8 protein-coding genes are annotated in these 16929 nt (G+C 66.0%); 4 read left to right on the top strand and 4 right to left on the bottom strand.

Features of this window, described 5'->3' with window-relative positions; genetic code table 11:
• The first annotated feature begins 71 nt into the window (after window positions 1–71).
• The gene (locus VGQ44_22655) at window positions 72–1043 is read left to right on the top strand and encodes an NAD-dependent epimerase/dehydratase family protein (GenBank protein HEV8449640.1); all 972 of its coding nucleotides are present in this window, start codon (window positions 72–74) and stop codon (window positions 1041–1043) included.
• Between the two features lie 26 nt (window positions 1044–1069).
• On the opposite strand, the gene VGQ44_22650 is transcribed toward VGQ44_22655, so the two are convergent.
• The 4 genes from VGQ44_22650 to VGQ44_22635 all read right to left on the bottom strand — a co-directional run bounded on the left by VGQ44_22650 (window position 1070) and on the right by VGQ44_22635 (window position 4024).
• Entirely contained in the window at window positions 1070–1960 is an 891-nt protein-coding gene (locus VGQ44_22650; protein ID HEV8449639.1) for a GAF domain-containing protein, read from the bottom strand.
• A gap of 178 nt (window positions 1961–2138) precedes the next feature.
• Window positions 2139–3227, bottom strand: coding sequence for a hypothetical protein (locus tag VGQ44_22645; GenBank protein HEV8449638.1), 1089 nt, complete (start codon window positions 3225–3227; stop codon window positions 2139–2141).
• Between the two features lie 88 nt (window positions 3228–3315).
• Window positions 3316–3468: a hypothetical protein gene (locus tag VGQ44_22640; GenBank protein ID HEV8449637.1), complete on the bottom strand. Its 153-nt coding sequence runs from the start codon at window positions 3466–3468 to the stop codon at window positions 3316–3318.
• Window positions 3469–3496: 28 nt separating this feature from the next.
• Complete coding sequence (locus tag VGQ44_22635; protein ID HEV8449636.1) at window positions 3497–4024, bottom strand: DUF664 domain-containing protein; 528 nt, start codon at window positions 4022–4024, stop codon at window positions 3497–3499.
• Window positions 4025–4162: 138 nt separating this feature from the next.
• Here VGQ44_22635 and VGQ44_22630 point away from each other — a divergent pair, with 138 nt between their 5' ends.
• From VGQ44_22630 to VGQ44_22620, 3 genes are all read left to right on the top strand, one after another.
• Window positions 4163–8047: a protein kinase gene (locus tag VGQ44_22630; protein ID HEV8449635.1), complete on the top strand. Its 3885-nt coding sequence runs from the start codon at window positions 4163–4165 to the stop codon at window positions 8045–8047.
• Between the two features lie 162 nt (window positions 8048–8209).
• The gene (locus VGQ44_22625) at window positions 8210–8581 is read left to right on the top strand and encodes a hypothetical protein (protein HEV8449634.1); all 372 of its coding nucleotides are present in this window, start codon (window positions 8210–8212) and stop codon (window positions 8579–8581) included.
• 218 nt (window positions 8582–8799) lie between these two features.
• Window positions 8800–16803 (top strand): RHS repeat-associated core domain-containing protein, encoded by an 8004-nt coding sequence (locus VGQ44_22620; GenBank protein ID HEV8449633.1) that lies wholly within the window; start codon window positions 8800–8802, stop codon window positions 16801–16803.
• The last annotated feature ends 126 nt before the right edge of the window (window positions 16804–16929 follow it).

The raw sequence follows: 16929 nt of genomic DNA, 5'->3' as shown, positions 1-16929 counted from the left end.
ATAGCGGTTACTATCAAGGAGCTTGCCGGGTTGGCGGGCTCGACCTACCCCCAACACCACACGGCTCGACTATGAGAGTTTTTGTGACCGGCGGGAACGGCTTCATCGGATCGGCGGTCGTGCGCGAACTGGTCGCGCGAGGCCACACGCCCGTGTGCCTTCTTCGCAAAACGAGCGACACAAAACGCATCGACGCGCTGTCGTTCGAGCGCGCCGAGGGCGATGTTCGCGATCTCGCGTCGGTGCGGGCGGGCATGGCCCGCTGCGACGGAACGGCACACCTCGCGGCCCCGGGCGGTTGGCACGCGGACGACGCCGCGGGCCTCGAGGACGTGATCGTGAACGGCGCTCGCAACGTGTTGGAGTCGGCGGCGGAGATCCCGGGCCACCGCGTCCTGCTCGTTTCGAGCACGGCGGCGATCAACGCGTCGGACGGGCCCACGGTCTTCGATGAGCGCGCCGAATTCGCGGTGAAGGATCCGCGGTTGCACTACGCGCACGCCAAGCACAAAGCCGAATTGGTCGCGCGCGAAGCGTTCAATCGCGGTGTCGCCGTGGTCATCGTGAATCCGGCGGAGGTATACGGACCGGGCGACACCGCGCTCGGGACGTCGGCGAACCTGATCGACTTCGCCAAGGCGATTCCGGTGTTGGTGTGCGACGGCGGCACGGGCGTGGTTCACGTCGACGACGTGGCGACGGGCATCGTCGCGGCGCTCGAGCGCGGGCGTCCCGGTGAGCGCTACATCCTCGGCGGCGAGAACATCACCGTTCGCCGAATGGCCGAATTGACGCTCGAGTCCACGGGGCGCCACGTGCCGATCGTTCCGGTGCCGAACGGGATCTCGAGATTCGTCGCCAGCGCGGCGATTCGGTTGCACGTGCCGGTGCCGTTCAATCCCCACGTCGTGCCCTACGCAACGCTCTATTGGTTCGTGGACAGCAGCAAGGCGCGGCGCGAGCTCGGCGTGACCTTTCGCGACGCACGCGCGACGATCGCGTCGACGATCGACTGGCTGCGGGGGGCCGGAATGCTGAATTGATGGTGGATGGGACGGGAAACGTCCGACTAGGTTTCCCCCGCCAAAATTTCGGCGACTTCGCGCGCGAGCACGTCGATGCGTTCGAGCTCTACGGGTTCCGGTTTATGGCAATGACGCCAGTGCGTCGATAGCATGCCCAGCAGACGCTGATCGCCGGCGACGAGCGGAGTGGTTTGCACGGCGCGAATTCCGGCGTCGCGAAAAATGCGCAGATCGATGGTGTCGCGAATGAACGACGCCTCTTCGACGTCCGGGACGACGACGCGCTGCTTTCGCTCCAGCGCCTTTCCGCACGCCGTGCCCGATCCCGCGCCGACGCGATCCCAGAACGCGGCGGCGTCGGCCTGAAAGCCGCGGTGCGCGACCAGCAGCAGTTCTTCACGATTCGCGTCGAGTAGCTGAAGGCTGGCGAAGTCGGAGCCCGTCAGCCGAACGGCGGCATCGAGCATTTTCTGATGACGCGATGCCTCCGGCGCGGCGTGCATGCTTTCCACGGCGATCGCGAACAGGCCGTCGATACTGCCGCGATCGCCCCGAATCGCGTTGCAGTAGAAGTCGACGTGGGCGGCCGACGCGCCGTCGTTCGGCTCGACCGGTATGCCGCGCGCGGCGGCTGCATTGCCCGAGAGGAGAACGTGCTCGACGACCGGGCTGATGATCGGCCAGGCGTCGGCCCAGGACTCGCGGGCTGGCGCGCCCGGCGACGAGAAGAGTCGTGCGCGGACCATGGGCGCCCCGGCCCCGTTGTAGAGCTGAGACAACTCCGGTCCCCACCAGATGAACGTCGGTACGCTGGACTGGAGGCAGACGTCGAAGGCGCTTCGAAGCTGCTCCGGCCACGCGTCGCTCGGGCCGAGGGACGTCCCAGAAAAAACGTCGCTCGGGTCGGACCGAGCGGCGTCGGTTGAATCAGCCACGGCTGTGATCCGAAGACAGAAGTAGGAGCCGTTACGTCAGCCTCATCGCTGTCGGCGGGCGCGACACGCAAATGAGCCTCGGAACCACGGCTGTGCAGTCAGGGTCCACCGTGTTACACCGGCTGGGACGTCGGGTTGCTACGGGAAAGCCCGGTGACCAGTCACCGGTCACCCGGTTCTAGTGCTTGATCGCGAACAGCCACGCGCCGATCTGCGGACCGCGCGGGCCGCGACCACGACCGGTCGGCGGCGGCGAGCCCGGCGCTGGCGCGGGAGCCGGCCCGTATTCCGGCGTGAAGACGTACGCGGTGTGGGTCTTCGGGTCGACGGTGATCGTGCGCGCGCCTCTCATCGTCGTCACGGTGCCGACGGTCGTGTACTTGTCCGGCGAATCCTCGTGCACGATGGTCACGTTGCCGTCGGCGCCGCTCGGGATGTAGAGAAGCTTCTGCGATTGGTCCCAAGCGATCCCGTCCACGCCGTCGCCATTTGTGATCTGCGCCACGATCTTGCCGCTCGCGGCGTCCACGACCAACGAGGTCTTGCCGCAGCCGACGAAGATACGATTGGCCGCGCGATCCATCGCGATGCCGGTCGGGCCGTCGCACGGCGAGACCGGCCACGTCGCGGTCACCTTCCATGTCTTCGTGTCGATCACGTCGATCGCGTTCTTGTCTTCGAGATTGATGAAGACGCGACCCTTGCCGTCGCTCACGCCGCCCTCGGGAGCGGAGCCGGTGGTCGTCGACGTCGTGACGACGTCGCCGCTCTGGGGGTCGATCACCACGATCGTGCCCGGTGTGGGCGGATTCTCCGGGCTGTGGTTGATCGTGATCACCTTCTTGGTCGCGTCCTCGTACATGAAGCCATCGAGGCCGCTCTTGCCGGCGTGGATCTGTTTGAGCACGCCGAGCGTGGTGACGTCGAACATCGTCGAGGTGGAGTCCGCGCGATTTGTAGTGAATCCATGATTTGTGGAATTCACGATCAGCGCGCCGTGCGTGCCCGGCGTGTTCGGAATCTCACCGAGGTTCTTGCCCGTCGCTCCGTCGACGACCTGGATACGGTTGCCGCGAGAAACGAACACGCGTCCCGTCGCGCTGTCGGCCGTGAGATAGTCGAAGTTGCCCGTGCCGCCGATGTCGAATTTGGTCGCGGTGAACTTCTGCGCGCTCGCCAACGCGGGAACGGCGAGCAGTGCGACGGCGAACGAGGCACGCGAAAGAATGCGCTGCATGGAGGTCGTCTCGATGAGAGTGATGTGCATCACAGCCGGGCTCCGGTGCTCCGGAGCCGCGCCTATCTATTGTATGTGCGGTAGCTGACGCCAGCATGACACAAGAGCACGCGCAACCCTAGCCCAAGATCGACGGAACGAATCCGACGAGCATCGCTTCGCCGAACTTCTGCGCCCACAGAAGCCACGCGGCGACGAACGCGGTCGACACATCCGTGAACAACTTCAGCGGATGGATCTGGTGGCACAATACGCGCTCGGCGAGTGTCATACCGATCGGGCTGGCCGCAACGCACGGGTCAACTTCGAGTGAGGCCCGGCCAGATGGGACGCGCGAGACCGCCGGCGTCTTCATAAAAGCGAACCGCGCCCGGCGCGTGCATCTTCGCTACGAGAATGATCTGGTAGGTGTGGCCGGCAAAGTGTTCGACGACGTGATACACGGCTTCCATCACGTTCACGTCGCGCCCTTGAATCCTGCGCACGCCGGCCAGATCCGTCGCGGTGAGCCTGGAAAGAACTCGGTCGGCTTCGTCCAGCACGGCGTCGAGCGCCGACAGCAGCGCGGCCGCATCGTCGCCGTCGCGCGCGCCGAATTCCCCGGCACGATCGCGCACGTCCGGTGCGCCGCCGACGCCGCTCACGATCCACTGCCGAACGTTGCCGGTGAGGTGCGCCAACAAGTTGCCGACACTATTCGATTCGGCATTCGGCCGACTCCATAGCGCGCCTTTGGGTAGCGACTCGACCGCCGCGCGGATCTTGATCCGGTATTCGGTGGCCAAGTAATAGCGCGAACGCTCGAGAAAGGTGGCGACAAAATCCATTGCAGAGCCCCGGAAAAAATGGACTGCGATATCTCGTAACTCGTTGTAATTCGTTGCCCTGGAACCCAAAGCAGGTTCCGCCCGCTGCGCAATGTCGGGAGGCCCTCCAAAACCGCGTGGTGAAAAACAAGCCCCTGTGTGCGGGTCCAACCGTCCACCCGTCCACCGGTCCACCGGTCCACCCGCCCATCGAGGCCTCTGACCATCACCGCCGCACCCTCACTGCTCCCGCTCGCCGACACTGATCCGGCCTTCCCTTCACAGGAAACGGCGATTCCCGGGCGCCTTGCCCTCGGCACCGTCGTCAACGGACGCTACGAGATCGAGTCCGTGCTCGGTTCGGGCGGCATGGGCATCGTCTACCGCGTGCGCGACCGGCAGAATCCCGATCGTCTCGTCGCCCTCAAGACCGTTCGCGGATCGTGGATGAGCGCCAACGCGCTCAACCTGTTCAAGGCCGAGTTCAAGACGATGAGCGGTCTGCGCCATCCGAACGTCGGATCGGTGTACGACTTCGAGCCGATCGCCGGCGGCGGCGACTACCTGTTCACGATGGAGCTCGTCGAAGGGAAAACGGTCCTCGAGGCCACGTCCGAAGGCGACTACGCACACATCGTCGAGCTCGTGGTGCAGATCTGCCGCGCGCTCTCGTACATGCACAGCCGCGGCGTCATCCATTTCGATTTGAAGCCGGCCAACATTCTGGTCGGTCGCGACGGACGCGTGCGTGTGTTGGATTTCGGCGTCGCCGGCGCGAAGCCCGACGTGAAATCCGTCGGCCCGATGGGAAGTCCCGCGTACATGGCGCCGGAGCTCACCGGCGGAACCGGGGTCGACCACCGCGTCGACTTCTACAGCCTCGGCGTCACGCTCTTCGAGTTGCTCTGTCGAAGAATTCCGTTCGAGGCGAGCTCGCCGATCTCGCTCGTGCTCAAGCACGCGCGGGACCCGATCGCGTTCAACGCCGAAGAGCGTCAGCGGATTCCCGCGTGGCTGCGCGCGCTCGTCGAGCGCCTGTGCGCGAAGGATCCGTCGGCGCGATACCGGTCGGGCAGCGCGGTCATCGACGCGATCAACGCCGGCGGCGGGCTGTCGTTCGCCGTCGACACGTCCGAGACGCGCGAGAGCTACTTCTTCTCCGGAAAGTTCGTCGGCCGCGAGGCGGAACAACGTCGGCTCACCGATTTCGTGAGGCGCCGTCTCGGCGGCGACGGACCGCCGGGTCCTCCGATGTTCGCGGTCAGCGGGCCTGCGGGCGCCGGCAAGTCGCGACTGATGCTCGAGCTGAGACGTTGGGCGCAGCTCTCGCGGTTCACGTTCATCGAGGCGAACTGCTACGAGGGCTCGTTGTCCGAGTACGGGCCAATCGCCGACGCGATCGGCTACGTCATTCGTCTCGCCGACGCGGCGTCGGCTTCGGATCTCGTCGATCGGTTCGCGCCGGAATTGGCCCGCCTCTATCCCGAGCTCGCGCACGAGCGGAGCATCGTCGCCGCTCAGGCGGGAGTGAGCGCGCAGGACGACCGCGTCGGCCTCATCGACCGCGTCTGCGAGTTCCTCCTCGCCGTCGCCGAGCGCGCGCCGTTCGTCCTCTACGTGAACGACGTACACTGGGCGCGCTCCGGAACGATGGACCTCGTGAGCTACGTGCTGCGGTCGATCGCGATTCGCGAACGCAACGGCGATCGCGTGGGCCTTGCCGTCATCGTCAGCTACCGAGACGACGAGACCGAGAATCGTCCCGTCGAAAAGTCGCTCGAGCAGTGGGCGGCGCGGAGCGAGTTCGAGCACGTCGCGCTCGGTCCGCTCGCCGGCCGCGATCTCTCCGAGCTCGTGGCGTCGATGCTCGGCCTCGAGTCGCTGCCCAACGCTTTTGTCACGCGTGTCGCGCGCGAGACCGCTGGTAACCCGTTCTTTGTCGGCGAGGTGATTCGCTCGCTCGTCGAGAACGACGCGATCTATCTGCAGCACGGACAATGGGCCGCCGACCGGCCGATCGACGCGCTCGAGATCCCGTCCACCGTGCGCCAGACGCTCGGGCGCCGGCTCGAGAATCTCGACGACGACGAGCGCGCCGTGTTGCACGTTCTGGCCGTCCACGGCCGGCCGATAACAACCTCGATGTTGGCGGCGGTGTCGGGCGTCGCTCAAGCGCCGCTGCACGCCGTGCTTCGCACACTCTGCGACCGGCACCTCGCCGCACCTTTTCCCGACGCCGAATCGACCTACCGCACGAGCCACGACCGGCTGCGCGAGCTGCTCAGCGCGAGCTTGTCCGACGCCGCTCGGCGGGCGCTCCACCGCCGCATCGCCGAGACGATCGAGGTCGTGTACGCGGGCGCGATCGACCAGCACATCGAGGCGCTCGCCGAGCACTACTCGCTCGCCGACGTACCCGATAAAGCGCTCCACTACTGCATCATCGGCGGGCGACGCGCCAAGCAGGTGCACGCCATCGAAGTCGGGAGCCGCCTGTTCGCCAAGACGCTGGAGTTGCTGCCGGCGACGGAGACCGCGCAGCGATTGCAGGTGAGCGAGGATCTCGCCGACATGCAGGGCCTGTCGGGTGCGTTCGACGCGGCTCTCGCGAGATACGACGGAATTCTCGCGACGCTCGACCGGGACTTCGACAAGGCGCGCATCCTTCGGAAGAAGAGCGTCGTGCAGTACGCGAGGGCCGCCGTCGCGCAGGCCGTCGACCTGGCTTGGCAGAGCCTTTCGCTGCTCGGCGACTCGAAGCCGCGTTCACGCATGGCGCTCGCCGCGGCGACGCTGCGGCAGGCGGCGGTGCATCTCTATCGGCGCACGTTTCCGCGAAGCGTCCGCGTCGAGCATGATCGGGCGCGCCGCGCGCTGATCGCCGAGCGCGCCGACACGTATCTCGCGCTGATCGAAATGGAATTCGCCATCGAGCCGGCCCTCATGCCCTTCTGCTGGCTCCGCGCGATGAATCTCGCCGAGCAGCTCGGGCCCTCGCGCCAGCTCAGCGCGGCGAACGCGCTGATCGGACTCGGCTACGCCTGGTTGCTCGGCGATTTCAAGCGCGCCGACGAGTACACCGGCAGAGGCGAGAGCATGGGGCGCGCGCTCGGCTCGCCCTGGCACGTGGCGCACGCCGTGGGGCGGCGGTCGATGGTCCGCATGCTCGAGGGCGACTGGAAGCGCGGCATCGAAGAGGCGCGCGTCGCCCGCAACGCGTTTCAGATCCACGGCGACATGCACCTGCTGGGCGTGCAGCACTGCCTGCTCGTCATCATGCACCACTCGAACGGCAACCTCGACGAAGCGCGGCGCGAGGCGGAGCGGGGGCTCGAGGCGTTGGAGCGGGTCGGCGCGTTCATGAACTCGAATCCGATCTGCATCAAGTGCGCGGCGGTGTCCGCGGAGCTCGGCGACACCGAATCCGCGGCCCGGCAGATCGACCGCGCCTGCGAGCTGGCGCAACGGTTCGAGTCGGAGGACCTTCTCCAGGTCATCTGGGTCGAGGTGCTCCGCGGGCATGTCCACTTTGCGCTGGGCCGAATGCGCGAAGCAGTGTCGGCGTTCGAGGCGTCGCAGCAGATGCGCCGCGCGCGCTCGGTGCCGATCGATTTCGTCACGGGGCGGGTGAATCCAATGCTGGTTCGCGCCTACGTCGAATTGTTGTCCGAGACATCAGATCCTCGCGAGCGCGCCGTGTTGCTGCGTAAGGCGAAGGCGTCGGCGTCGGCGGGGCTGCGGTTCACGAAGCGATTCCGGCACATCCGGGCGTCAGCGCTCGTCGGGACCGCGGTGTACGAATGGGAAGCGGGGTACCAAAGCGCCGCGCGGCGGCGCTTCGAGCAGGCGATCGATCTCGCCCAGCGGCAGCAAGCCAAGATCGCGTTGGCCGACGCCCACTTCGAGCTCGGCCGCCGGTTGAAGCATTTTGCCGGCGAGAGGCACGTGGCGCGCGAGCATCTTCAGAAAGCCTTCCACCTTTACACCGAGTGCGACGCCGCGCCCTACGTAGCGCGAGCACGGGCCGCGCTCGAGGGGTCATGACATGGCCATCACCAGCCCGCCGACCAACGCCAGCCGATTCGGCCCGCTCCATCCGCACAGCGATCGCCGCGACGACGGCACGGAGCTCGTCTCGTAAACCACGCTGCGCCGCGTGGTCGGCCTGCTGGGCATCGCGATGCCGATCGTCGTGGCGATCGTGGTTTGTCGGCGAGCGGCCTGTTCCTCACGCTGGCGATCTTTGCGTTGCTGTTCCGGCAGTCGCGCGGGTTCATGACGCCGGAGAAGCGGAAGCGCAATGCGATCTATCTCGGGTGCGCGATCGTCATCGTCCTCTGCATCGCGACCATCGGCGTGTTCAGCGATTCGCTGAAGACATCGCTCTGGCTGGGAATCCCGGCGTTCTACGCGCTCGAGACGCTCGCGCTGTGGGCCTTCGGCATTTCCTGGTTCATCAAGGGCGAGACGTTATTCAAGGACAAGACGCCGGCATACCCCGGCGCTTTCGCATTCGCGCTCGCAAACGCGAATTCGCGCGAGTACGTCGCGAATCGTGCGACGATGTTCGCGTCGTGAAATTCGGTAAGTCCTTGTAGCGACATCGAGTCGCAGCGCCAGCGAGCCCGGCGCACGCGTTGCCTTTGCTCGGCGGGTCATCCACCCGCTCGACCAAGGAGCTACGCGTGTCTCTTCGCTCGATCCGTCCACGTCATGCGGCCCTCGCCGTCATTTCCGCGCTGCTGTTCTCGTCCCGGGCCGCAGCGACATCGCCGCCGAGGCGATCGGCACGAACGATGTTGCAGACCATCGTCGTCGTTCCGGTGAATGGAACGGTCCTGACGTCAGGAACCATCAGCCCGTTGCAGGTCGTCTGGTGTGATCCGACGAACTCGATGGTCGCTCACACCATCACCTGGCAGGGACAGCCGCTCACGGGCGAAACGTTCAGCTGGAGCAGCACCCGGGGGTGCGGCAACCAGTGGACGTCGTCATTTCAGCACGTCACGGTCGATTTCACGAAACCGCTCACGATCGTCGCGTCGGCGACCGATCGCTCGGGACAGGTGACGACGACGACGACGACGTACACGATGTCGGCGAATCTGGTGCACATCCTCGTGGCGGCCGCGACGACCCAAACGGCGACCGTTCGGCGCGGCGCCACCGGATCGATGACGTTCACGGTCACGAACTCCGGCACCGTCGCGCTCCCGCTGACGTTGGCTCCGTCGTGCGGATCGATGACGTCATGCGCCACGAGCCCGGCCTCGATGACACTCGGCGGCGGCAGTTCGCAGAACGTCACCGTCAGCTTCCTTGCGCCGACCGGCTATTCGGTTGCGAACACGGTGTCGCTCACGGCGACGGTCACCGCTGGCGGGCAGAACATCGCGCGCTCCGCGTCGGCGTCAGTGCGCACGCCTGACGCCGAACCGTGGGTCAATCCCAAAGCCGCCGCGGGAGCGAGCGTCGTCGTCGAAGGAGGGCAACCGTCGTCGGTGAACTTCACGGGTGGGAGCAACCCCACCAACGCCTCGGGTGCATACGCGCTCTCGATGAGGTGCCCCGCCTCCTGGTACTGCGACGTCGACCCGCCGGAGATCGAGCTTCCGTGGTACGGCACCGGTGTGTCGGCGAGCGTAACGCCGCCTGCGTCGCTCGGTAATTCGACGGCATCACCGGTCACGATCCAAATGATTGCCTCGCTCCTCGATGGAGCGACGATCGTCGCGGCTGATACAGGCATCGTGCAGGCGTACCTCGCGTACCACACGCCGAGGCTGTCGCCCAAGACGACCGCGGCGGCCGCGACCAACGGCATGCTGCATACGGATTCGTTCTCGCTCACGAACAGCGGCAACGCCGCCGCGACGTACACGCTGAGCGGCGTGTGCGGCTCGCTCGGCTCGAACGGCTGCACGACCAACGTTCCGTCGATCACGCTGGCACCGGGTGCGTCCGGAAGCGTGTCGGTGTCGTACACGCCGCCGACGTCCGGCGCGATCTCCGGCACGGTCAAGCTGATCGCGAAGCGTCAGGCCGGATCGCTCATCGAAGCAGACACCGCGTCTGTCGCAGTGACATCGGGCGACGTCAATCCACCGACGATCGGCGTGACGCCATCCGAGGGAGCCGTCCTGACGACGCGCGCCGTCAACTCGGTCGTGACGGTTTGCGACGTGGATGGAATCGTCACGGCGCCCGCGCTCACCGTCAACGGGTCGGCGGCAAGCGGCAGCTTCGTCATGGCGACCCAATCCGGGTGCGCCACGGCCGGCAGCACCGTGTTCGGCATCAACGCACAGCCCGGGACCAACACGCTCGTGGCGACCGTGAGCGACGGCGTGCACACGACGACGTCGACTCGAACGTTCGTGTACGATGAGGCCGTCGAGCTCACGCCGGCCATCGTCGCGGTCACGCCGTCGCGGACGCGGGCGGCTCAGTCAACCGCCGCGGACACGTTCACCGTTCGCAACCCGGGATCGCTCACCGCGACCTATGCGCTCGTCGCCGGTTGCACGATGCCGGTCTCCGGGTGCTCACTCTCTCAGAGCTCGGTCTCGTTGGCTGCCGGCCAGACCGCGACCGTCGCCGTGTCGTTCATGGCCGGCGCCTCGAGCGGAACCGCGATCGTCACGCTCTCGGCGACAATCACGGGCGTCACGGGACACGCCATCACCGCGAGCGCGTCCACGTCCGTCGTCGTCGATGCCACGCCGCCGACCATCGCGATATCGCCAACTGGTACCGTGACGTCGGCCTCTCCGCCGACGATCACGATTCAATGGTGCGACGCGGAGAGTGGGTTGCAAGCTCACAGCGTGACGTTTGATGGCGTCGCGCTGCCTGATGTCTTCGCCGCATCGTCGGCTTCGGGATGCGCCGCGGCGGGCACGTCTACATATCCGAATTTTTCGATGTCTACCGGCGCGCACAGCATCGGCGCGTCAGCGACCGACGCAGCCGGTCACGTCTCGACATCGAGCGCGAGCCTTACCTATTCGCTGCCCGTGCTGAGTGATTTCAGACCGGAGGTCACGCCCAAGAATCTTTCGCTGGATGTATTCGCGGGCATTTCCGCGCAGCGCACGTTCACCGTCCGAAATGCCGGCGTCGCGAGCGCCGCGTTCCAACTGGCCGTGGTCTGTCCCTCGCTGACCTGCCAGATCAGCAAGACCTCGTCGACGCTCGCCCCGGGCGCGACCGACTCCGCGGTCGTCACCTTCACGCCCACCTCGGCCATGGGGCCGTCGGCGACGATTGGCCTGCGTGCCACGTACACGGACGCGAGCAACCACTCGGTCGCCGACACGGGCAGCGTCGTCGCGACGCTCGCGCAGATCGCATCGCACGCCGTGCCGTCGCTCGTCGCCGACGCGCCGTCGGTGACGATCGAGCCCGGCTACATCTCGGGCTACTTCTTCGATCTTTGGAACACCGGTACACTCCCGGCGGCGTACGACTTCAGTTCTGTCACCGCGGGCGGCTTCACGTGGCCGTTCGGCTGGGCGGTCTATGACCTCGACGACCCCGCGGCTGGCGCGCTGACCTCGCTCCAGCTCGCGCCTGGACAGCTGGCGACAGTCTACGTGACGCCGCGTGCTCCGATGGCGCCGAACGTCTCCGGCCAGATCACGCTGACCGCGACGTTTCACGCCTCGGACGGTTCGGTGTCGAGCGCCAGCGCGTCGATGCAGGTGTTCACGAAATCGCCGGATCTGGGCATCGGGATCACGCCAAGCGTGGGCGCCCCGCTCACGGTCACGGTGGATCGGTCGGTCGCGTACCACGAGGTCACGTTCTCCGTGATCAACACCGGCACGATGAGCGGCTCGTATCAGTATCTGCCCGCCTGTCACGGATTCGCGCAGAACTGCCGCTTCGCGCACGGTCCCTCGAGTCCCTTCGTCCTCGCCGCCGGTGCGACGGGCAGCGTCACCATCGGCTACGACGCGACGGGGCCCACGGATGGGCCGAACTTCATCGAGCTGTTCGGGACTCAAGTCGAGAGCGGGCGCCAGTCCGTCGGAACGATTCTCCTCTCCGCGAGCACGAGCCCGACGATCGCGGCGAGCGTCGCGCCGGCGAACGACCAGGTCTCTCCGCCGGCGCACAGCGCGCAGACCGTCACGTTCACGATCACCAACACCGGGGGAGTGACGGCGTCATTCTCGTTCGCTGTCGTGTGTTCGGGCTCGGTGACGTCGTGCGCGAGCACCGCCGGACTCACCGGTTCCACCAGCAGTCTCGCCACCGGCGGACAGTCGCAGGTCGTCGTCAGCTACCAGTCGGGAGACGCGGGCTCTGTCGGCACAGTCTCGCTGAACGTTTACAGCGCCGACGGCTCGGTGAATGTCAGCGGCACGCGCACCGTTTCAGTGCCTGCGCCGACGACGCTCGCCGTGCGAGCGCGCACCCTGAACCCCGACGGCAACGTGTCCCGCGCGCAATGCCTGACGATCGCCGCCGCAACGGGCGCAGCGTACGAATGCGGAGATCTTCGTCTCGTGCACTCGTTGCCCACGACGACGACGATGGGAAAGGCGCGAACGCCGACGCTCGTCTTTGGCAGCGACCATGCTCGCCCGGGCGGCGTCATCGCCGCCGAGGTGACCGTGCCCGCGTCGATCACCGCGAGCGTTGTACGGGCAACGCTCACTTTCCCAGCCAAGTCCGCGGTGAGTGTGCAGCGCGATTTCTCGTGGAGCGGAACGTTGTCGGACGGACGGCCGCGCCGCATCGCGGTGCGCTTCGAGGCGCCGGACTGGGAGACGGGCGCGTATACCTACGTCTTCCAGGTGCAAGCGATGAGCGGCTCGACCGTTCTCGCGGTGGCGCGCGATACGGGGATAATCGCCGTCGTGAATCGTGTGAACAGCCCATTCGGTCGCGGATGGTGGCTCGACGGCCTCGAGCAGATCAGCATCACGACGCCGGATTCATCGCAGCGGCTCTGGGTCGGCGGCGACGGCAGCACGCGCCTCTACTCGAAGGTGCCCAACAGCGGCGACGCGAAATGGGTCGTCGCTCCTTCGCTCGACCGTCAGGACACCCTCTATCACACCACGGGCGGCTACAAGCGCCGCCTGCGCGACAGCGCCTACGTCACGTACGACGCGGCGGGGCAGCAGGACACGACAGTCAACGCGCTCCGCCACCGCACGACGTTCACGTACCTCGGCGGCCGACTCGGCGCGGGAGGCAAGCTCACGACGGTCGCGGTGCCGGTGCCGCCCGGTGCCGCGGCGGTGGCGTATCAGTTCCAGTTCACGATTGTCGGAAGCCTACCGGTTCTCTCCAGCGTGAGCGCGCCGCAGGGGCCGAATGGCGTGCGGATGGTGTCCATCGCGCGCGACAACGTCGAGCCGAATCGTGTCTCGTCGATCACCGACCCGGATCTCAGCCCCGTGAGCTTCTTCTATGATGCGAACGAGCAGATCGTCGCTCGCGTCGATCCGATGAGCCACGCCGTGCATTTCGGTTTCGACCCCGCGTCGCGGCTGCTCGTCGCCGACACGGTTGATCTGAGCGGCGAAGCTCCGCTCGCGTCGGCGTTCTGTCCGGCGCAAGCGACGACGCTCGCGGCGTGCGCGCCGGGCGTGGTCGACACTTCGGCCGTGCGAACGAAGTACACGAGCCCGCGTCGAGATATTCTCGACACGACCGCGTTCTATCTCACGCGCTATGGCGCTCCGCGAAAGATCGTGGACGGGCTTGGCCGCACGACGCTCGTCAGTCGCGGCCTGTCGTCGCTGCCTCTGCTCGTGACGAAGGTAGACAGGCCGGGCGGCGCGATGGACAGCACCGAATACGACCTCCTGCGCGCGCTTCCAGTCCGCGGCATCACGCGTGTCGACGACGCCCGCGTCGCCACGACGCGGACATTCTGGAATCCGATCTGGGACGAGCCTGACAGCACGGTCGCGCCGGAGGGCGAGCTCACGAGCTTCACCTACGACCAGCGCGGCAACCGAAAGACGCAGAGCAGCGGCCGCGGTGCGTCGGCACGGATGGCGACGTTCAACTACGACGCATCGAACCGCGCGACCTCGGTGTTCGAGCGCGGTGCCTCCGATTCGAGCCGTATTTTCTATGACGCTCGGTTGGGCAACGTCTCGAGCACGCGCAGCGCGCTCGGGATCACGACCTTCTTCGATCGCGACGCCATCGGCCGCGACTCGGTGACGCGCTCGCCGCTCGACGCCGCGCAGCAGCACGTGGTCGTGGCGCAGACGAAGTACGACATCATGGATCGCGACCTGTTCGTCTTCACGAGCGGTCCGCGCGCCGTCATGACGTCTGGCATCGCGGGCACGTATGACGAAAGCCTGCGCGATTCGCTGATCGTCTCGAAGTCATACGACGGTGAGGGCAACGTCTTGTCGCTCACGCGTCGTGTGAACCCGAATCCGAACGGCATCAGCGCGCTCACGACGACGTGGGCCTACGACGCCGCGCACCGCAAGCGCCGCGAGGTCGCGCCGGACCAACACCGGGACACGACGGTCTATGGCGACGGCGTGAACGTGACGTACACCGAGGACCGCCGTGGCCATGGCGTGACTCTGACCTACGACACTCTGAATCGATTGAAGACGCGGACGCTCGATCAAACCAGCGTGACGACGTCCCTCCTCGGGACGACGTCGACGCCCGGCGGCGTCGAAACGTTCGAGTACGACGCGCTGGGCAACGTTCGCGAGGCCGCGAACGCGTACGCGACCGTCGATCGCGAATACAACGTCGGCGGTACGCTTCGCCGCGAGGTCCAGCGGATCGCGACCGAGAGCGGTCAGTTCGGCCAGCACGACTACGAGTTGCTTTACACGTACGATCTCGAGAATCGCCGCCTCACTCTGCGTCAGCCGTGGCAGGCGTTGTTCCACATGATCGGCGATGGCAACCCCGGCCCGCTGACGTATCGGTACAACGACTTCGGTGACCTCGACCAGATCTCGACGAGCGGATCGAGTCCATTCAGCTACTTCTACGATCAGCGGGGCCGTCTCGACAGCCTGCGCTCGCCGAACGGCGTCGCCGAGATCCGGAAGTACGACGATGACGGGCGCATGACGTTCGTGTTGCATCGTGCGCCGAGCGCGACGCTGGGGTGGCGCACCGAAGGCTTCGCCGACACCGACACGATTCAATGGGCCAAGATCTCGTACGACGCCGCGGGGCGCGCCGACTCGGTCCACACGTACGGCGGCGCCGCGATCCACAACGGATATACGGCGCAAGGCGGACTCGCTTGGTTCGTGCGCACCGACTCGATTGCCAACTCGACGAAGACGGAGACCTACGCCGTCGATCCCCTCGGCAACGTCAGGGAGTCGTCGGTGACGTTCCCGACGGAGGTGTCGGACGGAATTCACCAGTACGACCAATTGACCGGCCGTCTTCAGTCGATCAAGAAGACGAACACGGGTCCGGACGATTTCATCCAGCTGACCCAATACGACCAAGCGGGAAATCAGATCCTGACCTCGCAGGCCCGCTTCGTCCCGGACAAGACCGGTCACGTCGCGGTGCCGATCGAGACGGATGCCCAATTCGCATACGACGCGAACGGCCGGATGCGGTTCTACACGGAACGCCCGCAACCGCATCCCGGCGTCGAAGTGTTCCCCGAGGAGGAGTACAGCGATCAGGAGACTCGGTACGACGCCCTAGGGCGTCGGGTCTGGGTGAAGACGCGCCACATCCCGACGATCCCGAGCGGCGAGTGCGGCGAATTCTGCAGCGTCGAGCGGTTCGTGTGGGACGGTGATCAGCTGCTCGCCGAGTTCCGCATGCCGGATTCGATCGCCGAGCTGGATACGGCGTTGGTGTACAACTTGGTGCAACCGTCGAACGACATCCTGAATCCAACGCCACCGGTTCGTCAGTATTCGTGGCTCTGGGGCCAGGTGCTGTACACGCACGGTCTGGGGATGGACCAACCGCTCGCCGTGCATCGTTCCGGCGCGGGCGTCGACACGCTCGACCTCAGCTCGTTCGCGATGTATCCGCTGCACGACTGGCGCGGCAACGCGACCGCGATCGCGTTTGCCGGCGGACGGCCACTGTACAACGGCAACGTCGCATACACGCCGCCGCTGCCGACGGACGAGAACAAGCTGCTGACCGCCTATCGCGAACGCACCCACGATTCGCGTCGCGTGACGAGCTGGATGGGCTCACTGCTCACGGGCCAGATGACCGCGATGGGGTTGGAGTATCGGCGGAATCGGTACTACGACCCGAAGAGCGGCCGGTTCACGCAGGAGGATCCGATCGGGTTGGGGGGCGGGCTGAATCTGTACGGGTTTGGGGGTGGGGATCCGGTCAACTACTCAGATCCGTTTGGGCTGTGCGTCTGGGATCTGTGCATCGGCGAGAGCTATGCCACCGCCCTTGCCGCGGCCGGCCTTGCGACGCTCGTCGCCGCAGCATACGTCGACTTGACCAACAAGTTTGGCCCTCCGAGTAATTGGTTTAATATTGAAATTCCAACGATGTGGTCTAGTCGGAGCTCCACGAGCGGCGAAACGAGCGCCGCCGCAGGCGGTCGTGCCGCTCACAAGGCTTGGGACGCCGGGCAGGGATTTCAAAAGGAGCAGCGCCTGCCGAGTGGAAAGCGGTGTGATGCCTACAATCCCGAGACTTGTGTAATCAAGGAACTAAAGCCGGACAATGAGCGGGCGAAGCGACGTGGCGCGAAACAACTTGAGGACTACAAGAAGGAGCTTGAGGAACAAACAGGTAAAGCGCATAAAACCACGCTAGAGACCTACAGGCTGAAGCAACCATGAACACAAAGGAGCTTGAAACGATCTTCGAGGGAGCCCTTGCGCCGGTTGGGTTTCGCCGGCGTAAGGACACCTGGTACAAGACCAATGAGGACACGATCACACTAGTAAATCTTCAGAAGAGCCAGT

It is taken from the genome of Gemmatimonadaceae bacterium, from assembly GCA_036003045.1.
Classification (GTDB): Bacteria; Gemmatimonadota; Gemmatimonadetes; order Gemmatimonadales; family Gemmatimonadaceae; genus JAQBQB01.
This window is presented reverse-complemented; position numbering and strand designations above follow the sequence as displayed.